26 protein-coding genes are annotated in these 25,131 nt (G+C 65.2%); 21 read left to right on the forward strand and 5 right to left on the reverse strand.

Annotated elements, in window-relative coordinates:
- Positions 1–24 precede the first annotated feature (24 nt).
- The 13 genes from C7I84_RS15585 (at position 25) to C7I84_RS15645 (ending at position 13,606) form a co-directional block, all read left to right on the forward strand.
- Complete coding sequence (locus C7I84_RS15585; RefSeq protein WP_106773125.1) at positions 25–564, forward strand: TRAP transporter small permease subunit; 540 nt, start codon at positions 25–27, stop codon at positions 562–564.
- A complete protein-coding gene (locus C7I84_RS15590) occupies positions 561–1,886 on the forward strand; it encodes a TRAP transporter large permease (RefSeq protein WP_106773126.1) in 1,326 nt (441 codons plus the stop codon). The genes C7I84_RS15585 and C7I84_RS15590 overlap by 4 nt, the downstream gene beginning before the upstream one ends.
- Before the next feature lie 35 nt (positions 1,887–1,921).
- On the forward strand, positions 1,922–2,983 hold the full coding sequence (locus C7I84_RS15595) for a TRAP transporter substrate-binding protein (protein WP_106773127.1): 1,062 nt from the start codon (positions 1,922–1,924) through the stop codon (positions 2,981–2,983).
- 114 nt (positions 2,984–3,097) lie between these two features.
- Positions 3,098–4,468, forward strand: coding sequence for a glutamine synthetase family protein (locus tag C7I84_RS15600; protein WP_106773207.1), 1,371 nt, complete (start codon positions 3,098–3,100; stop codon positions 4,466–4,468).
- A gap of 66 nt (positions 4,469–4,534) precedes the next feature.
- Positions 4,535–4,972, forward strand: coding sequence for a DUF7662 domain-containing protein (locus C7I84_RS15605; RefSeq protein ID WP_106773128.1), 438 nt, complete (start codon positions 4,535–4,537; stop codon positions 4,970–4,972).
- On the forward strand, positions 4,965–5,381 hold the full coding sequence (locus C7I84_RS15610; protein WP_165816095.1) for a type II toxin-antitoxin system VapC family toxin: 417 nt from the start codon (positions 4,965–4,967) through the stop codon (positions 5,379–5,381). Before C7I84_RS15605 ends, C7I84_RS15610 begins: the two co-directional genes overlap by 8 nt.
- Positions 5,382–5,404: 23 nt before the next feature.
- Positions 5,405–6,790 carry an aldehyde dehydrogenase family protein gene (locus C7I84_RS15615; protein WP_106773130.1) on the forward strand — a complete coding sequence of 462 codons (1,386 nt, stop codon included), beginning with the start codon at positions 5,405–5,407 and terminating at the stop codon, positions 6,788–6,790.
- A 189-nt stretch (positions 6,791–6,979) separates the two neighbouring features.
- A complete protein-coding gene (locus tag C7I84_RS15620) occupies positions 6,980–8,152 on the forward strand; it encodes an iron-containing alcohol dehydrogenase (protein WP_106773208.1) in 1,173 nt (390 codons plus the stop codon).
- Between the two features lie 226 nt (positions 8,153–8,378).
- Positions 8,379–9,485 (forward strand): ABC transporter substrate-binding protein, encoded by a 1,107-nt coding sequence (locus C7I84_RS15625; protein WP_106773131.1) that lies wholly within the window; start codon positions 8,379–8,381, stop codon positions 9,483–9,485.
- Between the two features lie 64 nt (positions 9,486–9,549).
- On the forward strand, positions 9,550–10,422 hold the full coding sequence (locus C7I84_RS15630) for an ABC transporter permease (protein WP_106773132.1): 873 nt from the start codon (positions 9,550–9,552) through the stop codon (positions 10,420–10,422).
- Positions 10,419–11,204, forward strand: a complete 786-nt coding sequence (locus C7I84_RS15635) for an ABC transporter permease (protein ID WP_106773133.1) — start codon at positions 10,419–10,421, stop codon at positions 11,202–11,204. Before C7I84_RS15630 ends, C7I84_RS15635 begins: the two co-directional genes overlap by 4 nt.
- A 16-nt stretch (positions 11,205–11,220) precedes the next feature.
- Positions 11,221–12,285: an ABC transporter ATP-binding protein gene (locus C7I84_RS15640; RefSeq protein WP_106773134.1), complete on the forward strand. Its 1,065-nt coding sequence runs from the start codon at positions 11,221–11,223 to the stop codon at positions 12,283–12,285.
- A gap of 76 nt (positions 12,286–12,361) precedes the next feature.
- Complete coding sequence (locus C7I84_RS15645) at positions 12,362–13,606, forward strand: adenylate/guanylate cyclase domain-containing protein (protein WP_106773135.1); 1,245 nt, start codon at positions 12,362–12,364, stop codon at positions 13,604–13,606.
- Positions 13,607–13,644: 38 nt separating this feature from the next.
- Here C7I84_RS15645 and C7I84_RS15650 read toward each other — a convergent pair whose 3' ends face one another.
- Both C7I84_RS15650 and C7I84_RS15655 read right to left on the reverse strand, forming a co-directional pair.
- Positions 13,645–13,959 (reverse strand): type II toxin-antitoxin system RelE/ParE family toxin, encoded by a 315-nt coding sequence (locus tag C7I84_RS15650; protein ID WP_106773136.1) that lies wholly within the window; start codon positions 13,957–13,959, stop codon positions 13,645–13,647.
- On the reverse strand, positions 13,956–14,237 hold the full coding sequence (locus C7I84_RS15655; RefSeq protein ID WP_106773137.1) for a type II toxin-antitoxin system ParD family antitoxin: 282 nt from the start codon (positions 14,235–14,237) through the stop codon (positions 13,956–13,958). The genes C7I84_RS15650 and C7I84_RS15655 overlap by 4 nt, the downstream gene beginning before the upstream one ends.
- A gap of 345 nt (positions 14,238–14,582) precedes the next feature.
- Between C7I84_RS15655 and C7I84_RS15660 the strand changes: the two genes are divergently transcribed.
- From C7I84_RS15660 to C7I84_RS15685, 6 genes are all read left to right on the forward strand, one after another.
- A complete protein-coding gene (locus C7I84_RS15660; protein WP_106773138.1) occupies positions 14,583–15,329 on the forward strand; it encodes a FadR/GntR family transcriptional regulator in 747 nt (248 codons plus the stop codon).
- 38 nt (positions 15,330–15,367) lie between these two features.
- Positions 15,368–16,342: a sialic acid TRAP transporter substrate-binding protein SiaP gene (locus C7I84_RS15665; protein WP_106773139.1), complete on the forward strand. Its 975-nt coding sequence runs from the start codon at positions 15,368–15,370 to the stop codon at positions 16,340–16,342.
- Between the two features lie 83 nt (positions 16,343–16,425).
- Positions 16,426–17,001 carry a TRAP transporter small permease gene (locus tag C7I84_RS15670; protein ID WP_106773140.1) on the forward strand — a complete coding sequence of 192 codons (576 nt, stop codon included), beginning with the start codon at positions 16,426–16,428 and terminating at the stop codon, positions 16,999–17,001.
- A gap of 4 nt (positions 17,002–17,005) precedes the next feature.
- Positions 17,006–18,412 (forward strand): TRAP transporter large permease, encoded by a 1,407-nt coding sequence (locus C7I84_RS15675; protein ID WP_106773141.1) that lies wholly within the window; start codon positions 17,006–17,008, stop codon positions 18,410–18,412.
- Positions 18,409–19,461, forward strand: coding sequence for an L-idonate 5-dehydrogenase (locus C7I84_RS15680; protein ID WP_106773142.1), 1,053 nt, complete (start codon positions 18,409–18,411; stop codon positions 19,459–19,461). The genes C7I84_RS15675 and C7I84_RS15680 overlap by 4 nt, the downstream gene beginning before the upstream one ends.
- Before the next feature lie 59 nt (positions 19,462–19,520).
- The gene (locus tag C7I84_RS15685) at positions 19,521–20,372 is read left to right on the forward strand and encodes a DMT family transporter (protein WP_106773209.1); all 852 of its coding nucleotides are present in this window, start codon (positions 19,521–19,523) and stop codon (positions 20,370–20,372) included.
- Here C7I84_RS15685 and C7I84_RS15690 read toward each other — a convergent pair.
- The 3 genes from C7I84_RS15690 to C7I84_RS15700 form a co-directional block, all read right to left on the reverse strand.
- Positions 20,369–20,770 (reverse strand): type II toxin-antitoxin system VapC family toxin, encoded by a 402-nt coding sequence (locus tag C7I84_RS15690; protein ID WP_106773143.1) that lies wholly within the window; start codon positions 20,768–20,770, stop codon positions 20,369–20,371. The genes C7I84_RS15685 and C7I84_RS15690 overlap by 4 nt on opposite strands.
- The gene (locus C7I84_RS15695) at positions 20,771–21,028 is read right to left on the reverse strand and encodes a type II toxin-antitoxin system Phd/YefM family antitoxin (RefSeq protein ID WP_106773144.1); all 258 of its coding nucleotides are present in this window, start codon (positions 21,026–21,028) and stop codon (positions 20,771–20,773) included. It abuts the gene before it with no gap.
- Positions 21,029–21,092: 64 nt separating this feature from the next.
- A complete protein-coding gene (locus tag C7I84_RS15700) occupies positions 21,093–21,755 on the reverse strand; it encodes a YggS family pyridoxal phosphate-dependent enzyme (RefSeq protein WP_106773145.1) in 663 nt (220 codons plus the stop codon).
- A gap of 137 nt (positions 21,756–21,892) precedes the next feature.
- Here C7I84_RS15700 and leuS point away from each other — a divergent pair, with 137 nt between their 5' ends.
- Together leuS and lptE are read left to right on the forward strand one after the other, a co-directional pair.
- Entirely contained in the window at positions 21,893–24,541 is a 2,649-nt protein-coding gene (gene leuS, locus C7I84_RS15705) for a leucine--tRNA ligase (protein WP_106773146.1), read from the forward strand.
- Positions 24,528–25,088 (forward strand): LPS assembly lipoprotein LptE, encoded by a 561-nt coding sequence (gene lptE, locus C7I84_RS15710; RefSeq protein ID WP_106773147.1) that lies wholly within the window; start codon positions 24,528–24,530, stop codon positions 25,086–25,088. The genes leuS and lptE overlap by 14 nt, the downstream gene beginning before the upstream one ends.
- Positions 25,089–25,131 lie beyond the last annotated feature (43 nt).

Genomic DNA, 25,131 nt, shown 5'->3' on the forward strand with positions numbered 1-25,131 from the left:
CTCAAGTTCCCCGGAGGCAGATGAATGCCGAATGCGGTAAAAACCTATGTCCGCGTCATCGACGCGCTGAGCCGGTACTCCGGCCTTTTTGCCATGTATCTCGTTTTCCTGATGATCGGCATCCTGTCCTACGCCTCGATCATGAAGGTGTTCTTCCTGCCATCCATCTGGACCGTCGAGATGGCCCAGTTCGTCATGGTCGCGTATTTCACGCTCGGCGGCGCCTATACGCTGAAGGAAGGCGAGCATGTGCGCATGGACCTGCTCTACAGCGGCTTCACCATGCGCGGGAAAGCGAAGATCGATCTGGTCACCTCCTTCGTGCTGATCGGCTTTCTGGTCATGCTGCTGATCGGGGGAATCTCCTCGCTGATCTACGCCGTACAGTATGGCGAGAAGAGCTTCTCGGCCTGGGCGCCTCTGATGTGGCCGATCAAGGTCGTGCTTAACATAGGGATCTTCCTGACGCTGCTGCAGGCGATCGCGATCTTCTTCAAGGACTGGGCGTTTCTCCGGGGCGAGTCGCTTGGAACCGAGTCGCTGAGAGAGGGGCCCCGGGTATGAGCTACGGCCTGATCGCGACCCTCCTTTTCTCGTCGATGATGCTCCTGCTGCTCACGGGGCAGCGCATCTTCGCGGTCATCGGTTTCGTCGGCGCGGCGGCGGCGGCGCTGCTGTGGGGCACCGGCGGCATCGAGATACCCTTCACGGCCATCATCAAGGTGATGAAGTGGTACCCGCTGCTGACGCTGCCGCTGTTCGTCTTCATGGGCTACATGCTGGCGGAATCGAAGATCGCCGACGACCTCTACAAGATGTTCCACGTCTGGATGGGCGGCCTGCACGGCGGTCTCGCGGTCGGGACCATCTTCATGATGGTCATCATCTCGGCCATCAACGGCCTGTCGGTGGCGGGCATGGCGGTGGGCTGCACGATCGCGCTGCCGGCGCTGCTCAGCCGCGGCTACGACAAGGTGATGGTGACCGGCGTGATCCAGGCCGGGTCGACGCTCGGCATCCTGATTCCGCCCAGCGTGGTGCTCGTGCTCTACGGCATGATCGCGCGCCAGCCGGTGGGCAACCTCTGGATGGCGGGGGTGTTCCCCGGCCTGCTCATGGCGTCGCTGTTCATCCTCTACGTGGTGGTCCGGTGCTGGCTGCAGCCGAACCTCGGACCGCCGCTGACGAAGGCGGAGCGGGACGAGTACACATTCGCCCAGAAACTCGCCCTGGCACGCGCGGGCGTGGTGCCGCTGGTGATCTTCATCACCATGACCGGGCTCTTCCTGACCGGCGTGACCAGCCTGGTGGAGAGTTCGGCGGTCGGCGCCGTGTCCTCGATCCTCGCGGCATGGTGGCGGGGCGGCCTCAACTGGAAGATCATGCACGATACGGTCAAGAAGACGCTCGGCATCTCCTGCATGTTCTTCTGGATCATCACGGCGGCGCTATGCTTCGGCGCGGTTTTCGACGGGCTCGGGGCAGTGAAGTCGATCGAAGGACTTTTCCTCGGCGAACTGGGGCTGGAACCCTGGCAGGTGCTGGTGCTGATGCAGCTTACCTTCCTCGGGCTCGGCATGTTCCTCGACGACACGGCGATGCTGGTGATCGTCGCGCCGCTGTTCATCCCGCTGGCGGGCGCGCTCGGTTTCGATCTCGTATGGTACGGCGTTCTCTACACGATCACCTGCCAGATCGCCTATCTGACGCCGCCCTTCGGCTACAATCTGTTCCTGATGCGCGCCATGGCGCCGCCGGAGGTCACGCTTCCCGACATCTATCGGTCCGTGCTTCCGTTCGTCGGAATCATGCTGCTGACATTGCTGATCATCGGTATGTTCCCCGGGATCGCGACGTGGCTGCCGAACTACGTCTACTCGAAGTGACCTGCATGAAGTCCAAACCAGAGGGAAAAGAAGCGATGACGACGATCCACAGCAGACGCAATTTCCTGAAAAAGGCCGGCCTGATGACCGCCGGAGCGGCAGGCGCGACGACGCTCGCCGCCCCCGCCGTGATCGCCCAGACACCGATCAAGTGGCGGCTCCAGACCTATGCCGGCGCGGCGCTCGGCCCTCATGTCACCAAGCCGGCGGTCGACATGTTCAACAAGGCCGCCAAGGGCGAGATGGAAATCGAACTCTACTACGCCGACCAGATCGTCCCGACCGGCGAACTGTTCCGCGCCATGCAGGCCGGCACCATCAACGCAGTGCATTCGGACGACGATTCGATGGCGGCGCCCGTCGAGATCTCGCTGTTCGGCGGCTACTTTCCCTTCGCCACGAAGCACATTCTCGACGTGCCGGTGCTGTTCAGCCAGTATGGCCTGGCCGACATCTGGCGCGACGCCTACGCCAATGCGGGCGGCGTGGTCTGGCTCTCGGCCGCGGGTCAGGACCCCTGCCACTTCAACACCAAGAAGGCGCTGAATTCGCTCGCCGACCTGCAGGGCCTGCGCCTTTACACGTTCCCGACGGCCGGCCGTTTCCTGGCGCAGTTCGGCGTGGTGCCGGTATCGATCCCCTACGAGGACGTCCAGGTTGCCGTGCAGACCGGCGAGCTCGACGGCATGAGCTGGTCGGGCATCACCGAGGACTACACGGTCGGCTGGGCCGACGTGACCGACCACTTCACCACCAACAACATCTCGGGCGCCTGGATCGGCTCGTGGTTCGTCAACGAGAAGAGCTGGGCCGACATTCCGGACCACCTGAAGCAGCTATGGATGGCATGCGTCGACGCCGGACACACCTACCGCAACCAGTGGTACTGGGGCGGCGAGGCCAAGCTGCGCGCCACCGGCGAAAAGCTGAAGCTGACCACCATCCCCGCCGCCGAATGGGCCGAGGTGGAGAATGCCGCCTTCAAGTTCTGGGACGAGGTCGCCGCCGAGGGCGAGCTGAAGGCGAAGGTGGTCGGCATCTTCAAGCAGTACAACGAGATCCTGAAGAAGGCCGGCGGCGTCTACACGCAGGGCTGACCCTTCAGGGGTGCACATGGGGCCGGCCTATCCTGGCCGGGCCTGGTGCGATCATCGGCATCGATGCATGACGGCGACGTGAAGCATGGCGCGATCGCGCCGCACGAGGGACATATGGCTGGAAACCTGACTTTCGACGAATTGAAGCAAGCGGTCGCCGCGGGCGAGATCGACACGGTGCTCGCCGCCGCCGTCGACATGCAGGGCCGGCTGGTCGGCAAGCGGTTCCTGGCGAAGTATTTCGTCGAATCCGCCTATGACGAGACGCATGGCTGCAACTACCTGCTCGCCAACGACATCGATATGGAGCCGGTGCCCGGCTACAAGGCGGCGAGCTGGTCGAAGGGCTATGGCGACTTCATCATGAAGCCCGACCTTTCCACGCTGCGGAAGATACCGTGGCTGGAGAAGACGGCGCTGGTGCTGAACGATCTCAAGGACCACCATACGCATGAGGATCTGGCGCACTCGCCGCGCGCCATCCTGCGCAAGCAGGTCAAGCGGCTGCAGGAGCGCGGCTGGCTCGCCTATTTCGCCTCGGAGCTCGAATTCTACCTGTTCTCCGAGAGCTACGATTCGGCGCGGGCGAAACACTGGCAGAACCTCGATACCGCTTCGCCCTATATCGGCGACTATCTGATCGGCATCACCACCAAGGAGGAAGGGGTGATGCGCCGCCTGCGCAACGAGATGGAGGCGGCGGGCATCCCGATCGAGAACTCCAAGGGCGAATGGGGCCCGGGCCAGGAGGAGATCAACGTCCGCTACGCCGAGGTGCTGGAGATGGCGGACCGCCACGTCATCCTGAAGAACGGCGCCAAGGAGATCGCGACCAGCGAGGGCAAGGCGATCTCCTTCATGGCCAAGTACAATTACGGGCTGGCCGGCAATTCCAGCCACATCCACAATTCGCTGTGGAGCGCCGACGGCAAGACGCCGCTGTTCTTCGACCGGGAAGGGCCCTACGGGCTGACCGAGCTCGGCCGCCAATGGTCGGCCGGGCAGCTCAAATACGCCAAGGAGTTCACCTGGTTCCTGGCGCCCTACGTCAACTCCTACAAGCGCTTCCAGTCCGGCACCTTCGCGCCGACCAAGATCATGTGGAGCGAGGACAACCGCACCGCCGGCTTCCGCCTGTGCGGAGAGGGCACCAAGGGCGTGCGCATGGAGTGCCGCATCGGCGGCGCCGACCTCAATCCCTACCTCGCCTTCGCGGCGCTGATCGCCGCGGGTCTGGCCGGCATCGACGAGAAGCTTGAGCTAGAGGCGCCGTTCGTCGGCGACGCCTACCAGGCCGCGCAGCTGCCCGAGATTCCGAAGACCCTGCGCGAGGCGACCGAGACGCTCGCCGGCTCGGCCATGCTGAAGACGGCGCTCGGCGAGGAGGTGGTGGAGCATTACGTGCACACCGCCCGCTGGGAGCAGCTCGAATACGACCGGCGGATCACGGACTGGGAGCTGCATAGGGGATTTGAGCGGTACTAAAGCTGCAATCTGTATTGTTGCCAGCTGGGTAAAGCTGTAATGTTGGCTGCTTTACGGAGGCGAAAGATGGGCAAGTATTCTCCATTGCGCACATTTCTGGAAACGCAAGGCGAGGACCGGATCGCGATGTCGTTCGATGAGATCGAACGGCTGCTCGGCGAAACGTTGCCAGCCTCGAAGAAGTATCCGGCGTGGTGGAGCAACAACCCCAGCAACAATCCAATGACAAAGGAATGGCTGGCGGCGGGTTTCGAGACCGGAGACGTTGACGTGGCGGGCGAGACGGTCACGTTCCGCCGCGCGGAGCGCGCGATTGGCGTTGACGGCTTTGCCGAGAACCCACAAGCGGAATATTCCGAGGCCGCGGTCAAGCACCCGCTGTGGGGGCGTCTCAAGGGTGTGATTAGGGTTCCGCCTGGAGTCGATCTGACGGAGCCGGCGTTTCCTGATTGGGGTGGATATCTGGACCGAAAATACGGGAAGGATGCCAGTCAGGATGAATAGAAATATCCTTCTCGACACCTGCGCGGCGATGTGGATCGCGGATGGCGCCTGGCTGGAACCGGAAGCGGTCCAAGCGTTGAACGAGAGCGCTGCGCAACGAGTGTCCGTCATGATCTCGCCAATCACCGCCCTAGAGGTTGGGCGCCTTGTCTCGCGAGGACGCTATCCAGCCACCATGACGGTGAAAGGCTGGTTCGACAGCCTCGTCGTGCCGCCTTACTCTGCGGTCGTCGAACTGACATCCAACGTTCTCATCGATTCGTCATTCATGCCGGGAATGCCACCGAACGACCCGGCCGACCGGATCATCATCGCGACCGCACGCGAACACGGCTATCGCATCATGACGCGGGATCACAAAATCCTGGATTACGCCAGGCAAGGCCATGTGCAGGCCATAGCCTGCTAGAAAAACAATCGGAGACGCCGACCTTGGAAACCATCAAACTCAAATCCCCCATCGACGGCTCGATCTATGCGGAGCGGCCGGTCGCGAGTGACCAGGCGGTGAACGCGGCGGTCGAGCGGGCGAAGGCGGCGCAGGTCGGCTGGGCACAGATCTCGGTCGCCGAGCGCAGCAACTACATGCTGAAGATGCTGGAGGCGCTTGTCGCCATGAGCGACGAGATCGTGCCCGAGCTCGCCTGGCAGATGGGCCGGCCGACCCGCTACGGCGGCGAGTTCGGCGGCGTCAGGGAACGCGTCGCCTATATGGTCGAGATCGCCGAGAAGGCGCTCGCGCCGGTGATGGCGTCCAACCCCAAGGACGGGTTCCGCCGTTACGTGAAGAAAGACCCGCTCGGCGTTGTCATGGTGATCGCGCCGTGGAACTATCCGTATCTGACAGCGGTCAACACCATCGTGCCGGCGCTGATCGCCGGCTCGAGCGTGATCCTGAAGCATGCAGCACAGACGCTGCTGGTCGGCGAGCGTTTTGCAAAAGCGTTCGAGGCGGCGGGGCTGCCTAAACACGTCTTCCAGAACCTCGTTCTGAACCACGGGCAGACGGAAAGGCTGCTCGCAAGCGGAAAGATCGACCACGTCAACTTCACCGGCTCGGTGGCCGGCGGGCGGGCGATCGAGAAGGCGGCGGCCGGCACCTTCATGACACTCGGACTGGAGCTCGGCGGCAAGGATCCGGCCTACGTGCTGCCCGACGCAAAACTCGACCATGCGGTGGCGAACCTCGTCGACGGCGCCTTCTACAATTCCGGCCAGTGCTGCTGCGGCATCGAGCGCGTCTACGTGCACGAGAAGGTCTATGACGAGTTCGTCGAAGGCTATATCGCCGAGACGAAGAACTATGTCGTCGGCAACCCGCTCGACGCCGGCACGACGCTTGGGCCGATGGCGCAGGCGCGGTTTGCCGACTTCATTCGCGAGCAGAAGGCGGAGGCGCTGCGCAAGGGCGCGACCGCGCATATCAACATGAAGGTCGACAAGGACGTCGCCGGCTCGCCCTATCTGGCGCCGGAGGTGCTGACCGATGTCGACCACCAGATGTCGGTCATGCGCGAGGAGAGTTTTGGGCCGATCGTCGGCATCATGAAGGTGCGCAACGACGAGGAGGCGATCGCGCTGATGAACGATTCTCCTTACGGCCTGACCGCTTCCATCTGGACTGGTGACATCGACCATGCCGCGGCCATCGGCGACCGCGTCGAGACCGGCACGGTGTTCATGAACCGCTGCGACTATCTCGACCCGGCGCTGGTGTGGACGGGTGTCAAGGACACCGGCAAGGGCGCGGCGCTGTCGGCCCTCGGCTATGACAATCTGACCCGGCCGAAGAGTTTTCACCTGCGGGAGGTTGTGTGAGTGAGGGCGCCCCCTCCACCATGCTGCGCATGGTCCCCCTCCCCCGCTTCGCAGGGGAGGAACCAAGGCTGCGGCCTTCGCCAACGCTGATCCTCCCCCGTTTACGGGGGAGGGGGACCGCCGAAGGCGGTGGAGGGGCGCAACTTCGTTGGCTTCGCCTATTTTTCAAATCTGCTTCTGAGAGACCTCATGACCAACCTCGTCTCCAAATGGAACTACCCGACCACCGTGCGCTTCGGCGCCGGGCGTATCAAGGAATTGCCGGAGGTGCTGGAAGCCGCCGGCATCAAGAAGCCGCTGTTCGTCACCGATCCCGGCCTGGCGAAGCTGCCTGTGGTGGCTTCGACCTTGAAGCTGCTCGACGACGCGAAGGTGCCGTACGGCACATTTTCGGACATCAAACCCAATCCTGTCGAAGCCAATCTCAAGGCCGGCATCGCGGTGTTCAAGGCGGGCGGGCATGACGGCGTCATCGCCTTCGGCGGCGGCTCGGCGCTCGATCTCGGAAAACTGATCGCCTTCCAGGCCGGGCAGACACGGCCGGTCTGGGATTTCGAGGATATCGGTGACTGGTGGACGCGCGCCAACTCGGATGCGATCGCCCCGATCGTGGCCGTGCCGACCACCGCCGGCACCGGCTCGGAAGTCGGCCGCGCCGGCGTGCTGACGGACGAGGCGACCCATACCAAGAAGATCATCTTCCATCCCAAGCTTTTGCCGGCGATCGTCATCGCCGACCCGGAGCTGACCACCGGAATGCCACCCTTCATCACGGTCGGCACCGGCATGGACGCGCTGGCGCACTGCCTGGAAGCCTATTGCGCACCGGGCTACCATCCGATGGCCGACGGCATCGCGCTGGAGGGCATGCGGCTGGTGCTCGAAAACCTGCCCAAGGCGTATGCCGACGGGACGGATATCACCGCGCGGGCGCACATGATGGCCGCGGCGGCGATGGGCGCCACCGCCTTCCAGAAGGGCCTGGGCGCCATCCATTCGCTGTCGCATCCGATCGGCGCGCTCTACGACACCCATCACGGCATGACCAACGGCGTGTTCATGCCTTACGTGCTGGCCTTCAACCGGCCGGCGGTGGAGGAGCGCATCGCCCGGCTTGCCGCCTATCTCGGCATTGCGGGCGGCTTCGACGGTTTCGCCAAGGCGATCCTGAACCTGCGTGAGCAGCTGAAGGTGCCGCACACGCTGCCGGAACTGATCAAGGGCCTCGACATGGATGCCGCGCGCAAGGACTTCATCGCGGTGTCGGCTGTGGCCGATCCGTCGACCGGCGGCAATCCGGTGGAGCTGACCAAGGAGGCGGCGCGGGCCATCCTAGACAGCGCGATAGAGGGCCGGCTCTGACGGCGCGTCGCAAGGCGACGCGTCGGCGGCGGGGAAAGAAAAGCGAGGGGAAAGGAAGGGTGATTGGTTAGCCGGAGAAATATTGCGGCGGCGATTGCTACGGCACTGTAAAATAGATAGATTTTTACGGCCTCAGAGGGGCTGACAGCCGGTTTCATTCGACTGTCACACGACAAGAATAACCGCAACAGGGGCGCCGATCGGCGTTAACCCAACGGAGACAACCATGTTCAGATTTACGGGAAAGGTCCTTTCCCTTGCCGCCGCGTCGCTGATGGTCACCACGGCGATCGCCGCCGCCCAGAGCGACGAGCTGATCGCCGCGGCCAAGGCGGAAGGCAAGCTGACCACGATCGCGCTGCCGCACAGCTGGTGCGGATATGGCGATGTGATCGCAGGCTTCAAGACGAAATATCCGGAGATCGCCATCAACGAACTTAATCCCGACGCCGGCTCCGCCGACGAAGTGGAAGCAATTCGTGCCAACAAGGACAACAAGGGCCCGCAAGCTCCGGACGTCATCGACGTCGGCTTGTCGTTCGGTCCCGCCGCGCAGGCCGAGGGCCTGCTTCAGCCGCACAAGGTCGCCACGTGGGATTCCATTCCTGCCGACGCCAAGGACGCCGACGGCAATTGGTACGGCGATTATTACGGCGTGATGGCGTTCCTGGTGAACAAGGACCTGGTTCCGAATCCGCCAAAATCCTTCGCCGATCTGCTGAAGCCGGAATATGCCGGCCAGATCGCACTCGCCGGCGATCCGCGGGCGTCGAACCAGGCCATCCTTGGCGTGCTCGCCGCCGGCATGGCGCAGGGCGCCGAGCCGGGCGCCGCGGCCGCACAGGCGGGCCTCGAGTTCTTCAAGAAGCTGAACGACGCCGGCAACTTCGTCCCGGTCATCGGCAAGGCGGGCACGCTCGCCCAGGGAACCACGCCCATCATTATCGCGTGGGACTACAATGCACTTTCGTGGCGGGACTCGCTCAACGGCAATCCGCCGGTCGACGTGATCGTACCGTCGGACTCGGTTCTCGCCGGTGTCTATGTCCAGGCGATCAGCGCCTACGCGCCGCAGCCGAACGCGGCGAAGCTCTGGATGGAATATCTCTACAGCGACGAAGGACAGCTCGGCTGGCTCAAGGGCTACTGCCACCCGATCCGGTTCAACGACCTGGTTTCCAAGGGCGCTGTTCCCAAGGAACTGCTCGACAAGCTGCCGCCGGCGGAAGCCTACGAGAAGGCCGTGTTCCCCAGCCTCGACGCGGTGAATGCCAACTCCGAAGCCGTGAAGGCTGGCTGGGACAAGGTTGTCGGCGCCAACGTGGTGCAGTGATCACTGACATGCGGATGCGGGCCAAGTGAGCCCGCATCCGCCCTCCGGCGGGGCCACGGAACGCATGTCGCAAACCTTATCTCTGTCGCGCCGCCTGCCAACGCAGTGGCTGGGGGTGGTGCCGTTCTTTCTGTTCGCGCTGCTGTTTCTCATCCTGCCGGCGCTTTCGATCGTGCTGGGCGCATTTCGCGGACCGGATGGCGGCTTCACCCTGGCCAACATCGTCGGTCTCAACACGCCCACGATCCGCGCCGCCTACTGGGTGTCCATTTATGTCAGCTTCTGGTCGGCGCTGCTCGGCTGCCTGATCGGTTTCGCCATGGCCGCCGCCACCGTGCTGGGCGGGCTTCCACGCTTCATACGCTCCCCGCTGCTCACCTTCTCCGGCGTCGCCTCCAATTTTGCCGGCCTGCCGCTCGCTTTCGCGTTCATCGCGACCATCGGGCCGGCCGGCCTCATCACCGTGTGGCTGCGGACGGAGTTCGGCGTCAACCTGCGGGCGGCGACCGGCTTCAACCTGTTCAGCACCACCGGGCTCATCGCCACCTACATGTTCTTCCAAGTGCCGCTGATGATCCTGATCATCACGCCGGCGCTCGACGCCCTGCGGCGTGAATGGCGCGAGGCGGCGGAGATCCTCGGCGCGACGGGTGCGCAGTACTGGCGCATGGTGGCATTTCCGATCCTGTTGCCGTCTCTGCTCGGAACGTTCGCGCTGCTGTTCGCAAATTCCTTCGGTGCCGTCGCGACCGCCTTTGCGCTGGCCGGGCCGCAGCTCAACATCGCGCCGATCCTGCTGTTCTCGCAGATACGCGGCGACGTGCTCGGCAGCCCGGGGCTCGGATATGCGCTGGCATTCGGCATGATCGTGATCACCGGGCTTGCCAACGCACTGTATCTGTGGCTGCGCGCCCGCACCGAGAGGTGGCAGAAATGAAGCGCGCGATCGCATGGATCGCGTTCCTGCTGGGATCGCTCATCTTCATCCTGCCGCTGGTCGGCATGACCGAATTTTCGCTGTCCATGCGGCGGGGAGAATACTCCTTCGACGCCTATGCGTCGGTGCTTGCGGATCCGCAGTTCCGCCAGACCTTCACCTATTCGGTGGTCATGGCCCTGTTCACGATCGTGTTCGGCGTGCTGCTCGTCGTGCCGACGGCCTACTGGGTCCGGCTCAAGATGCCGGGCCTGCGGCCGGTGGTGGAGTTCATCACCCTGATGCCGCTGGTGATCCCGGCCATCGTCATCGTGTTCGGCTATATCCGGCTCTACAACACATCGAGCTGGCTGCCGCTCACGGGCAGTTCCATGGGGACCGATATCCTCCTCATGTTCGGCTACACGGCACTCGCCCTGCCCTACATGTACCGCGCAGTCGATACCGGCCTGCGGAGCATCGATGTCGCCACGCTGACGGAGGCTGCGCAGTCGCTCGGCGCAGGGTGGCCGACGATCTTCGGCCGCGTGATCCTGCCAAACGTCTTCGTGGCGGTGCTGTCCGGCGCCTTCCTTACCTTCGCGATCGTCATCGGGGAATTCACGCTCGCCGCACTGCTGAACCGACCCGCTTTCGGTCCCTATCTCCAGCTTGTCGGCGCCAACAAGGCCTACGAGCCCTCGGCGCTGGCGGTGATCTCCTTCGGCATCACCTGGCTCTGCATGGGCCTCATCCAGATCGTTGCACGGCTGGCGCCCAAGCCTCCGACGCAACTGCACTGATTTACAGGGACCGACAATGGCAGATCCCTTTCTCCAGATCGAACACATCCGCAAGAGCTTCGGGCCGACGACCGTCGTCCAGGACTTCAACCTCGATGTCGGACGCGGCGAGTTCGTGTCCTTCCTCGGCCCCTCCGGCTGCGGCAAGACCACGGTGCTGCGGATGGTCGCGGGTTTCGAGGAGCCGAGTTCGGGCCGCATCGTAGTCGCGGGCAAGGACGTGACGCGTCTGAAACCCAACCAGCGCAATGTCGGCATGGTGTTCCAGGCCTATGCGCTGTTCCCCAACCTGACGGTCGCGCAGAACGTCGGGTTTGGCCTCAAGGTTGCCGGCATGCCGAAGCCCGATGCCGACAGACGCGTCGCCGAGATGCTCAACCTGATCAAGCTGCCGGAATTCGGCGACCGCTATCCCTACCAGCTTTCGGGCGGCCAGCAGCAGCGCGTTGCGCTGGCGCGCGCGCTGGCGCCGAAGCCGAAGCTGCTGCTGCTCGACGAGCCGCTGTCGGCGCTCGACGCCAAGGTGCGCGTGTCGCTGCGCGACGAGATCCGGATGATCCAGAAGGAACTGGGCATCACCACCATCTTCGTCACCCACGACCAGGAAGAGGCGCTGTCGATCTCCGACCGCATCGTGGTGATGTATGGCGGCAAGGCCGAGCAGGTCGGCACGCCGTTCGAGATCTACAACCGGCCGGCGACGAAATTCGTGGCCAATTTTGTCGGCACGCTCAACGTGCTGGAAGGGGTGGTCAGCGACGCCGCCGCCGGCAAGGTGCGCATCAGCAGCCAGGAGCTGTCGTTGAAGGGCAAGCTGAACGGCTCGAAGACCGGAGACCAGCTGTCGCTGGCGCTGAGGCCGGAGGCGATCGCGCTGGGGCCGAAACCCGGCCACGACGCCAGCCTGCAAGGGCAGATCGCCGACGTGCATTTCCTCGGCTCGGTCATCCGCGTGCGGGTCGGGCTGGGCAGCGGGATCGTCTCGCTCGACACCTTCAACAACTCGGCCACGCCGCCGCCGACGGTAGGCGACAAGACGGAGATCAGCTTCTCCTCCAACGACCTGCTCGTGCTGCACTGAAGGGCGGCCACGTCGAAGGGTAGGCCCTGCAGTCGTCCCGCTTGCGCGGTACCGCCCGGCTGTGCACTCTGTGGGCATGGACAAGCGCGACGTCGACGCCATAGCGGCCTGGCTCTCCGAAAAGGGTCTGGAGGGCGAGGGCGAGATCGCGCTGCTGCATGGCTTCTGCGAGCGCTGCCAGGCGGCCGGCCTGGCGCTCGGCCGCGCCATCGTCATCATCGACACGCTGCATCCGATCTATGAAGGCCGCGGCTTCCGCTGGCGCGAGGACGACAGCGACGAGCAGCCGCTTCTGGAGTTCACACGCGACATCGGCGGCTCGACCGAAGGTTGGCAGAGCAGCCCCTTCTATCATCTGATCCAGAAGGGCGGCGGGGAGCTGCGCTGCCGGCTGCATGCCGGCGAGACGGCGGGCTTCTCGGCCATCGAGGAACTGGGCGCGGAAGGGCAGACCGACTATTTCGCCAGCGTGCACCTGTTCGCGCCGGACGCCATTCTCGGCGAGATGGACAATCTGGCGAGCCGCTGGACGACGGCCCAGCCGGGTGGCTTCAGCGACGACGAGGTCGCGGCGCTGCGGTACCTCACACCGCTGCTCGGCCTGGCGATCAAGTCGGCGTCGCTGGCGCGCGTGCCGGCGGCGGTGGTCGAGACCTATCTCGGCCGCGACGCCGGCCGCCGCGTGCTGGCGGGACGCATGAGCCGCGGCATCGCCGAGACGCTGCACGCCGTGCTGTGGTTCTCCGACATGCGCGGCTACACCACGCTGTCGGAGACGATCGCCTCCGACCAGCTCATCCCGCTGCTCAACGACTATGCCGAGGCCGTCATCACGGCCGTGCACGGCGCCGGCGGCGACGTGCTGAAGCTGATGGGCGACGGCACGCTGGCGATCTTCACCGACTCCGATCCGGCCAAGGCCTGCGTGGCGGCGATGCGCGCCGAGGCCGACCTGCGCCTGCGGCTCGCTGCGCTCAACCAGCGCCGCAGCGACGCCGGCCAGCCGGTCAGCACCATCTATCTCGGGCTGCATGTCGGCGACGTGTTCTACGGCAATATCGGCAGCCCCGACCGGCTCGACTTCACCGTGGTCGGCCAGGCCGTCAACGAGGCCAGCCGCATCGCCTCCATGTGCCGCTCGGTCGACCGGCACGTGCTGTTCTCGCCGAGCTTTTACGAACTGCTGCCGGCGGAGGAGCAGGCGAAGCTGGTGTCGGTCGGCCGCTTCGCGCTGCGCGGCGTCGGCCGGGCGCAGGAGCTGTTCACGCTCGATCCGGAGCTGGTGGCGGCGGGGGACGCGACCGAGGTTCGCGGCGGCTGAGTGATTCCGCCATCCGCCGGGGTACAGCAGAAAGGGCGTCAGTTCCTCGCCTCGGCGAACTCATCCTGCCAATTGGCCCCACCGTAGAAGACGCGCAGGATCACCACGCGGTCGTCTTCCACGGTGAAGGCCACGGTAACGCGGCGCTCGAAACCGACGGTGCGAAGCCCCGGTCTCAACTCGTCGCGGCGGGTGCCGCGCTCGGATGCGTATTCAAGCTTTTCGCAGAACGTTCGGATGCGCTGGTCATAGCGATCGGCTACCACTGCGCTGCTGGCGTCAGCTATGGTGTCGTAGATCCAATCGAGGTCGTCGCCGGCCTCGGGCGCATAAATGACGGCCTTGCGGTTCACGCTTTCCTCTGCAAGCGGGCTTCGTGGCGCTTGCGGGCGTGCTCAGCCATTTCATCGATCGAAATGCCCCTGCTCGGGTCGGCCTTCCAGCGGTCATAGGTCGGCACGACCTGCTCGCGCAGCCAGCGCTCCACCGCCGCGTCGCGCTCCTGCAGCGCGCGAAGACCGGCACGGATGACTTCACTGCTGGTGGCATAAGCTCCGGACTCGACGAGCTTGTCGATGAAGGCGGACTGCTCGGCCGGCAGGCTGAAGGTGCGTTTTTCAGTGGCGGACATGATCTTCTCCAGAACCGGTATGAAATTATCATACTCATGACGGAGCGCCAATTCGTTCTTCAACGCGAGCTGCGCCCTCGCGCGTATCAGGCGCCGACGTGTCGGCACCTTGGTGGCAACAGATGCGTGACTCCGAGGGAATCCAAGGCCGGTGGCGAGGACCGCCGGCAAGCGTGCTGCCGAACCCGATCCGGGCCGTCTGTAGGGCAGCGGGACACGGCCCGGGAGCAGGACAGCGATCTTTCCGCTTGACGGAAGCCACTTCGTCATGCAGTTAACTGGCCAAGCGGTCAGACCAATTTACCGGAGAGGAGCCGGGTCTGGCCAGAGGAGGAGCCGGCAGCCATGCCGATCGAAACCATCGTGCCGCGCCGTCTCTACAGGCAAGTCGCCGAGCAGCTGCGCCAGCTGTTCGACGGCGGCGAGTTCGCCGTCGGCGACCGCCTGCCACCCGAGCGCGAGCTGGCCGAGCGCATGGGCATCTCGCGGCCGACCATCCGCGAAGCGCTGATCGCGCTCGAGGTCGAGGGTCGCGTGCGCATCCGCGTCGGCTCCGGCATCTACGTCACCGAACCGCCGCGCATGCCGCCCAATCCGACCACGGACGAAGGGCCGTTCGAGCTTCTCAGGGCCCGCGAGTTCATCGAGCGCGCCGTCGCCGAGGAGGCCGCGCGGCTGGCGAAGCCGGCCGATGTCGAAGCGCTCGACGACATCCTGGCGCGGATGGAAGGCAAGCAGCATCCGAACCACACGACCATCGGCCTCGACCGCGCCTTCCACACAACCATCGCCGGCATTCTCGGCAATGCCGTGCTGGCGCGCGTCGTCGGCGAACTGTTCGACCAGCGCATGAATCCGTTCTTTGAACGGCTCTCCAGCTATTTCGAGGATCCGAGCACCTGGGACGCGGCGCTGCAGGAGCACCGCCTCGTCCGCGACGCCATCGCGGCCGGCGACGCGGCAGGCGCCAGGGCCGCCATGCAGGAGCATCTGCGCAAATCGCAGGAGCGCTTCTCGATCAGCTTCAGGGAGCCCGCCAAGGCGAGAGCCGTGGCGGAACGCAAGCAGGCGGCACCCGGCCACGCCATTTGACCGGCCGGCAGTTCACGCAACCTTCGGGAGGAAAGAGAATGAAGTTCCATCTGGCAGCAACCCTCGGCGCGGTCGCCGCGCTGGCACTGACGGCATCGACGGCGATGGCGCAGGAGACGCTGAAATGGGCGCATGTGTATGAGACGTCCGAGCCGTTCCATACCGAATCGGTGTGGGCGGCCGAGGAGATCGCCAAGCGCACCGACGGCCGCTACAAGATCGACGTCTTCCCGGCCTCGCAGCTCGGCAAGGAGGCCGACATCAACCAGGGCCTGACGCTCGGCACGGTCGACATCATCATTTCCGGCTCGAGCTTCGCGGCGCGCGAATATGCGCCGATCGGCGTCACCTATTTCCCCTTCATTTTCCGCGACGCCGACCACCTGCTGAAATACACCAAGAGCGACACCTACAAGGCGCTGACCGGCGGCTACGAGGAAAAGTCGGGCCACCACATCACCGCCACCACCTATTACGGCACGCGCCACACCACCTCGAACCGGCCGATCGAGAAGTGCGCCGACATGCAGGGCCTGAAGATGCGCGTCCCCGACGTGCCGGCCTATCTCGCCATGCCGCGCGCCTGCGGCGCCAACACCGCGCCGATCGCCTTCGCCGAGGTCTACCTGGCGCTGCAGAACGGCACGGTGGAGGCGCAGGAGAACCCGCTGACCACCATCGAGGCGAAAAAATTCTTCGAGGTGCAGAAGCATATCGTTCTGACCGGCCACATCGTCGACCACCTCAACACCATCGTCTCGCAGACGCGCTGGGCCTCGCTGTCGGACGAGGACAAGCAGATCTTCACCGAGGTGACGCAGGAGGCGGCGGCGCGCGCCACCGCCAAGATCGTCGAACGCGAGAAGGAACTGGTGCAGGTGTTCAAGGACCGCGGCCTCACCGTCACCGAGATCGACCGCGCCGACTTCGAGAAGAACGTCATGGAAAAGGTGACGTTCGAGGAGTTCGGCTACAACAAGGCCGACTGGGAAGCCATCCGCGCCATCCAGTAAGCTCGCACCCGGTTCCGGCCCGGCCCATTGCGGCCGGGCCAGTTCCCCTCACCCCTGTCCAGGAAGATCCGCGGAGCCGCGCCATGTCGGGCGAAGTCCACAACACGCAGCTGTCGGTCGAGGAACTCGCGCATGCGTTCGAGGAGGAGGCCGGCCCCGTCGACCTGTCCCCCTACGCGGCGGAGGACTGGCTGAACCTCGCCATCTACTGGTGCATGGCGTTCTGCGTGTTCCTGCAGTTCTTCACGCGTTACGTGCTCAACAACAGCTATGCCTGGACCGAGGAGATCGCGATCAACTGCCTGATCGTCGTGGTGTTCCTCGGCGCGGCGATGTGCACGCGGCTGTCCCGGCACATCCGGGTCGACTTCATCTACCGCCTCCTTCCTTCGAAGCCGGCGCGCTGGCTGGCGCTCGCCGTCGATCTGCTGTCCATCGGTTTCTACGGCTACATGACCTGGCTGATGTGGCGCTACGTCTCCATCGTCGGGCGCGAGCGGATGGTCACGGTCGACCTGCCGCGCGGCATCGTCTTCTACGCCGTGCTCGCGGCCTTCGTGCTCATGCTGGCGCGCGCCGTCCAGGTCTTCGTCGGCGACATCCGGCACAAAAGATCCATCCTCGAGAGAGAGGCCGCTGCCGGCCCGAGCGGAGTCTGACCCCATGTTGCTGCTGATCGGCTCCTTCCTGCTGCTCATGCTCATCGGCGCCCCGGTCGCGGTGTCGATGGCGACCGCTTCGCTGCTCTACCTCGTCTTCTACGGCGTTGCGCCCGACATCATCACCGCGCAGCGCATGATCGCCGGCGTGGAGAGCTTCCCGCTGCTTGCCGTGCCCTTCTTCATCATGGCCGGCAACCTGATGAACATCGCCGGCGTCACCGGCCGCATCTACCACTTCGCGCTGTCGCTGGTGGGCTGGATGAAGGGCGGGCTGGCGCAGGTCAACATCATCGGCTCGGTGGTGTTCTCCGGCATGTCCGGCACGGCGCTGGCCGATGCCGCCGGCATCGGCACCATCGAGATCAAGGCAATGAAGGACCACGGCTATCCGGTCGAGGCCGCCGTCGGCGTGACCGCCGCCTCGGCGACGGTCGGGCCGATCTTCCCGCCGTCGCTGCCTTTCGTCATCTACGGCATGATGGCCAATGTCTCGATCGGCGCCCTGTTCATGGCCGGCATCCTGCCGGGCATCGTGATGACCGTGCTGATGATGATCACGGTCGCGGTCTTCGCCTACCGCAAGGGCTGGGGCTCGGACACGCCGTTCGAGCTGCGCCGGCTGGCCGGCGCGTCCCTCGAAATCGTCGTCGTGCTGTGCTTCCCGCTGGCGGTCTACATCCTCGTGCTGGCGGGTCTGTCGATCAACCTCGCCGTCCTCGTCGGGCTGGCGGCGCTGGTGGCGCTGGACTGGTATTTCGACTTCTCGGCTGTCATGGCGCTGATGACGCCGGTGCTGTTGATCGGCGGCATGACGATGGGCTGGTTCACGCCGACCGAAGCCGCCGTCGCCGCCGTCATCTGGTCGCTGTTCCTCGGCCTGGTGCGCTACCGCACCATGACGCTGAGGACGCTGGCCAAGGCGAGCTTCGACACGATCGAGACGACCGCCTCGGTGCTGTTCATCGTCACTGCCGCATCGATCTTCGCCTGGCTGCTGACGGTGAGCCAGGCGGCGGCGCTGTTCTCCGACTTCATGTTCTCGCTCACCGACAACTGGTGGACGTTCCTGATCCTGGTGAACGTGCTGCTGCTGATCGTCGGCGCCTTCCTCGACACCATTGCCGCGATCTCCATCCTCGTGCCGATCCTCATGCCGATCGCCGCGCGCTACGGCGTCGATCCGGTGCATCTCGGGCTGATCATCACGCTCAACCTGATGATCGGGCTGCTGACGCCGCCGGTCGGCATGATCCTGTTCGTGCTGTCGCGCATCTCGAAGCTATCGGTCGAGCGCACGACGATGGCGATCCTGCCCTGGCTGACGCCGCTGTTCATCGCGCTGATGATCATCACCTTCATTCCGGCCGTCACGCTGTGGCTGCCCACCCAGCTCGGACTCATCAGATGACCGCCACCCTCTCCACCGCCGCGACGCTGTTTGCGCCGGAAGACCTCCGCCTGGTCGAGCGCGACCTCGGCCCGCTGGCGCCGGGCATGGTGCGCATCCGGTTCGGGGCCGGCGGCATCTGCGGCTCCGACCTTCACTATTTCCGCCATGCCCGCACCGGCGACTTCGTCGTGACCTCGCCGCTCATCCTCGGCCACGAGGTCGCCGGCGAGATCGTCGAGATCGCCGGCGAGGCGAAGGGACTGGCGGTCGGCGACCACGTCGCCGTCAACCCGTCGCGCTGGTGCGGCACCTGCCGGCACTGCCGCGACGGCCGCCCGAATCTCTGCGACAACATCTATTTCATGGGTTCGGCGTCGAAGACGCCGCACATGCAGGGCGGCTTCGCCAGCCTGTTCGACGCCATCCCGGCGCAATGCGTGAAGGTGCCGAAGGAGCTGCCGCTGGCGTCGGCGGCGCTGGCCGAGCCCTTCGCCGTCGGGCTGCACGCAGTGGCGCGCGCCGGCTCGGTCGAGGGCAGGCACGTCGCCCCGTTCGGCGCCGGGCCGATCGGCCTGCTGTGCATGCTGGCGGCGCGGCTGGCCGGCGCGGATCAGGTGACGATGATCGACATCGCGGCGGCACCGCTCGCCTTCGCCAGGGCGCTCGGCGCCGACCGCGCCGTCGATGTCGCTGCCAATGGCGCCATGCTCGCCGAGATCGCGGCCGACTCGCCGATCGACGTCGCCCTGGAAACCTCGGGCACCGCGGCCGGGCTGGCTTCGGCCATCCGCACGGTGCGGCGGGGCGGCACGGTGGTGCAGGTGGGCAATCTTCCGGGCGGCGACATGCCGGTACCGGCCAACGCCATCATGGCCAAGGAGCTCGACGTCAGGGGCACCTTCCGCTTCGGCGAGGAGTTCTCGCAGGCCGTCGACCTCATCGTCTCGGGCGCCGTCGACGTCGGGCGGCTGATTACGGCCCACAGGCCGCTACGTGATGCGCCAGACGCTTTCCGGCTGGCGCTCGATCGCAGCCGCAGCGTAAAGGTCGTGCTCACGGCGGACTAAGACGGCGGGCGGGATTGACCACGGGAAACACCGGCAACACGGCACGGCTGGGCATCGCCATGATGCTCGCCGGAGTCCTGCTGTTCTCGCTCAACGACGTGCTCGGTAAATGGCTGGTCGCCACCTATTCGGTCGGCCAGGTGCTGCTCATCCGCAGCGCCGCCGCGCTTGCGGTGCTGCTGCCCTTCCTGTGGCAGGCCGGCTGGCGGCCGCTGGTGCGGGTCGAGCGGCCGGGTATGCAGGCGGCGCGCGTCATCCTCTCCTCCGCCGAGGTCTACGCCTTCTATTTCGCGGTCGCCTACATGCCACTCGCCGACGCCATGACCTACTGGCTGGCGGCGCCCATCTACGTCGCGGCGCTGTCGCCCTTCCTGCTTGGCGAGAAGGTCGGCTGGCGGCGCTGGACGGCGATCTTCCTCGGCTTCTGCGGCGTGGTGGTGGCGCTGGAGCCCTCGGCCGCGACGCTGACCCCGCCGGCGCTGATCGCCATCCTCGGCAGCTTCTCCTTCGCCTTCATGATGCTGTCGGGCAGGGCGCTGCGCGGCACGCCGGACCTCACGCTGGTATTCTGGCAGATGGCCGGAGCCGGCCTGCTCGGCCTGGCAACCGCCTCCTTCGGCTGGGTGACGCCCAGCGGCTTCGACCTGTTCCTTCTCGCCTTCCTCGGCGCGGTGGCCATGGTGGCGCATGTCTGCATCAACCGGGCGCTGAAGCTCGCCGACGCGGCGACCGTGGTGCCCTTCCAGTACACGCTGCTGTTCTGGGCAATCCTGTTCGGCTGGCTGGTGTTCGGCGACGTGCCGCGCCTCAACATGCTCGTCGGCGCGGCGATCATCGTCGCGGCGGGGCTGTTCATCTTCTTCCGCGAGCAGAAGCTGAAGAGGACTGCGGCGGAAGTGATGGAGGTTTAGGCGCTCCAGGGGTTGAACAGCGCAACACCCGTGTCACGAAAATCGGCGACGTTGCGGGTGACGACCGCCACGCCATGGACGATGGCAGTCGCGGCAATAAGCCCGTCCGCCGTGCCACGCGTCCTGATCGCGTCGATCCGACCCCATTCCACGGCAACCTGATCGTCGATGTCGAGTACTCGGTCACGGTATTGCAGCCGCAGGCCCTCAAGCCATCGCTCGAGATAGCGGGCTGCGGCAGGGTCTCGTCGCCGTTTCTGATGGACGCCGCTCGCGATCTCGCCGAGCGTGACGACGCTCAGCCAAAGGCCATCGTGCTCATGCGCGACGAGCCACCGGACTACGGCCGGATCGCTCTTTCGCGCCGCCGACACGACGTTGGTGTCGAGCAGAAACATCTAGTCGAGATCGACGTCGCGAGGGCCGGACTTGTTGCGGCGGTTGACGTCCGCGACAAACTCGTCGTCCCATTCGGGTCCGGTCAGCAGGAATTCGGCCAGGGAAGGCCGATGCTCGAGCAACTGCTTGTACTGGTCGACAGCAATCACCACGACCGCCGGCTCTCCACGCAGCGTGACCGTCTGAGGTCCTTCCGTGCGTGCCTTCTGGACCACTTTGGAGAAATTGTTCTTGGCGTCCTGCAGATGCCAGTTCATCGAAAGATACCTAGCCAACCTGGCTAGCTAGATAGCACTTCCTGCGGTCAGCTTCAATGACGGCTCACCGCGCCCCGAAAATCGCCGAGCCGACACGCACGCTGGTGGCGCCGAAGGCGATCGCCAGTTCGTAGTCGCCGGACATGCCCATCGACAGTTTTTCGACACCGGCCTGCCGCGCCAGCTTTTCCAGCAGGGCGAAATGCGGGCCGGGATTCTCGTCGATCGGCGGGATGCACATCAGGCCTTCGACCGCCAGGCCATGGACCTCGCGGCAGCGCGCGACGAAGGCAACCGCCTCGCGCGGCTCGATGCCTGCCTTTTGCGGCTCCGAGCCGGTGTTCACCTGGACGTACAGTTTTGGCGCCTTGCCTTGCTTCTGAATTTCCTTGGCGAGTTCGGCAGCGATTTTTTCCCGGTCGATCGTCTCGATGACGTCGAACAAAGCCACGGCCTCTTTGGCCTTGTTGGACTGCAACGGGCCGATCAGATGCAGCTCGATGTCCGGGAACTCAGCCTTCAATGCCGGCCATTTGCCCTGCGCTTCCTGCACGCGGTTCTCGCCGAACACGCGCTGCCCGGCTTCGATGACCGGGCGAATATCCGCGGCGTCGAAGGTTTTGGAAACGGCAACCAGCGTGACGCTGCCGGCCGCGCGCCTTGCCTCGCGCTCCGCCGCGGCGATTTTCGCTTTCACTTCCGCCAGCCGGGAAACTGCGTCGCTCATGCCTCACCCAAAGGAGAAATGGCCTCAAGTTAAACGTGACTTCCGCGTTTGAAGGGGAAAAAATTTGACGCCCCCGGCAAACCATGGTGAAGGTCCGCCGAACCATTTTGCCCGTCTTATCCAGCGAAATCCCGACAATGGCAACCGAACGCTACAATCCGCGCGCATCCGAGCCCAAATGGCAGAAGGCCTGGGACGCGGCAAAGCTCTTCGAGACGAAGAACGACGACCCGCGCGAGAAATACTACGTGCTGGAGATGTTCCCCTATCCGTCGGGGCGCATCCATATGGGCCATGTGCGCAATTATACGATGGGCGACGTGGTTGCCCGCTTCCAGCGGGCCCGCGGCAAGAACGTGCTGCACCCGATGGGCTGGGACGCCTTCGGCCTGCCGGCGGAGAACGCGGCGCGCGACAACAAGGTCAACCCGCGCGACTGGACCTACGCCAACATCGAGACGATGAAGGGCCAGCTGAAGACCATGGGCCTGTCGCTGGACTGGGCGCGCGAGATCGCCACCTGCGATCCTTCCTACTACAGGCACCAGCAGAAACTGTTCCTGGATTTCTGGAAGGCCGGGCTGGTCGAGCGCCGATCGGCCAAGGTCAACTGGGATCCGGTCGACATGACCGTGCTCGCCAACGAGCAGGTGATCGACGGCAGGGGTTGGCGCTCGGGCGCGCCGGTCGAGCAGCGCGACCTGACGCAGTGGTTCTTCAAGATCACGGCGATGAGCCAGGAACTGCTGGACAGCCTCGACACGCTGGAGCGCTGGCCGGAGAAGGTCAAGCTGATGCAGGCCAACTGGATTGGCCGTTCCGAGGGCCTGCTGATCCGCTGGCCGCTGGCCGCGGACACCGCGCCGGCCGGCGAGAGCGAGCTGGAGGTCTACACCACCCGCCCGGACACCATCTTCGGCGCCTCCTTCATGGCGATCGCCGCGGACCATCCGCTGGCCAGGAAGGCGGCGGAGGGCAATCCGCAGCTCGCCGCCTTCATCGACGAGATCCGGCATCGCGGCACCTCGGCCGCCGAGCTGGAGACTGCCGAGAAGAAGGGTTTCGACACAGGCATCCGCGTCGTGCATCCGTTCGATCCGAGCTGGAGGCTTCCCGTCTACGTCGCCAATTTCGTGCTGATGGACTACGGCACGGGGGCGATCTTCGGCTGCCCGTCGGGCGACCAGCGCGACCTCGACTTCGCCAACAAATACGGCCTGCCGGTGGTGCCGGTGGTGATGCCGGAGGATGCCGATGAGAAGACTTTTTCGATCACCGAGGAGGCCTATGTCGACGACGGCTTGATGATCAATTCGCGCTTCCTCGACGGCATGAAGCCGAAAGCGGCGTTCGATGAAGTGGCGGACCGGCTGGCAGCCGTGTCGATCGGCAACCGGCCGATGGGCGAGCGAAAAGTGCAGTTCCGGCTGCGCGACTGGCTGATTTCGCGCCAGCGCTACTGGGGCTGCCCGATCCCGGTCATCCATTGCGACGATTGCGGCTCGCTGCCGGTGCCCGACAGCGCGCTGCCGATTGAACTGCCGGCCGACGTCTCCTTCGACAAGCCCGGCAACCCGCTCGACCATCATCCGAGCTGGAAGCATGCCGACTGCCCGAATTGCGGCAAGCCGGCGCGGCGCGACACCGACACGATGGACACGTTCGTCGATTCGTCCTGGTATTTCGCGCGCTTCACCGATCCGTGGAACGAGGCGGCGCCGACCACTCTGCCGGCGGTCGACGGCAAAAAAGGCTGGCTGCCGGTCAACCAGTATATCGGCGGCATCGAGCACGCGATCCTGCACCTGCTCTATTCGCGCTTCTATATGCGCGCCATGAAGGCGACCGGCCATGTCAGCGACGTCGAGGAGCCGTTCGAGGGCCTGTTCACGCAAGGCATGGTCGTGCACGAAACGTATCGCCTGCCGGAAGGCTGGATCACGCCGGCCGAGGTGAAGGTCGAGGAGGTCGACGGCGTTCGCCGCGCCACGCTGATCAAGGACGGCGCGCCCGTCGAGATCGGCGCGATCGAGAAGATGTCGAAGTCGCGCAAGAACGTGGTCGACCCGGACGACATCATCGCCAGCTACGGCGCCGACACGGCGCGCTGGTTCATGCTGTCGGATTCGCCGCCCGAGCGCGACGTGATCTGGACGGAAGCTGGGGTCGAGGGCGCGTATCGCTTCGTCCAGCGCGTCTGGCGGCTGGTGTCGGAGGCCGCGCCGGTCGTTGCCGGGGTGACCCCTGCCGACGCCTCGGAAGGCGAGGCCGGCGCCTTGTCCAAGGTCGCGCACAAGACGCTGAAGGCGGTCGGCGAGGACATCGACCGGCTCGGCTTCAACAAGGCGGTGGCGCGCATCTACGACCTGACCAACAAGATCAGTGCCTTTCTGGGTTCGTCGTCGGACGGGACGGACGGAGCGGCGAAGCTGGCTTCCGCCGATGCCGCGGCGCTGCGCCAGGCGATGGAGTTCCTGCTGTCGATGATCGCGCCGATGATGCCGCACCTGGCCGAGGAGTGCTGGGCGGCGCTGGGCGGCGAGGGGCTGATCGCCGAGCGGCCGTGGCCGGCCTTCGACCCGGCCCTGACGGTGGACAACGAGATCGTCTACCCCGTGCAGATCAACGGCAAGAAGCGCGGCGACTTGACGATCGCACGCGACGCAGATCAAGCTGCGGTGGAGAAGGCAGCACTTGCGCTCGAGGTCGTGCAGAAGGCACTCGAGGGCAAGGTGCCGCGCAAGGTGATCGTGGTGCCGCAAAGGATCGTCAATGTCGTTGCCTGATCGCCGGACTGCCCGCCCCTCGTTCCGCCGCACCGGCACCGTCGCACTGTTCGCGGCGCTGGCGCTGGCGTCCGCCTGCACGGTGCGGCCGCTCTATTCGGACGCGAGCCTGGAGACGGGCGCGGTCCCGGGAGCCCAGGAGGGGCTGAGGCAGATCGCCATCGACCCGGTCAATACGCGCTACGGCCAGCGGCTTCGCAACGACCTGATCTTCCTGCTCAACGGCGGCGCCGGCCAGCCGGAACAGCCGAAATACAAGATGACACTGAACGCCACCGTGCTGGTGCTCAACGAGGCGGTGATCTCGGTCGGCGACGAGAACCGGCCGTCGGCCGCCTCGCTGCACATGACCGGCAGCTATGTGCTGACCGATCTCACCACGGGCAAGCCCGTCGCCAACGGCTCGCGCACCATTCCCGCCTCCTACGACCAGCCGACACAGGAATTCGCGAACCTGCGCGCCCGGCGCGACGCCGAGGACCGCGCCGCCCGCGAGCTGGCCGAGCTGCTCAGGCTCGACATCGCCCAGAAACTGGCGAAGCTCTGACGATCTACTGGCGCACGCAAACGCTGTCTCTTTTCCTTCCCCG

This window comes from Kumtagia ephedrae (genome assembly GCF_003012745.1).
In the GTDB taxonomy this organism is placed as follows: Bacteria; Pseudomonadota; Alphaproteobacteria; order Rhizobiales; family Rhizobiaceae; genus Kumtagia; species Kumtagia ephedrae.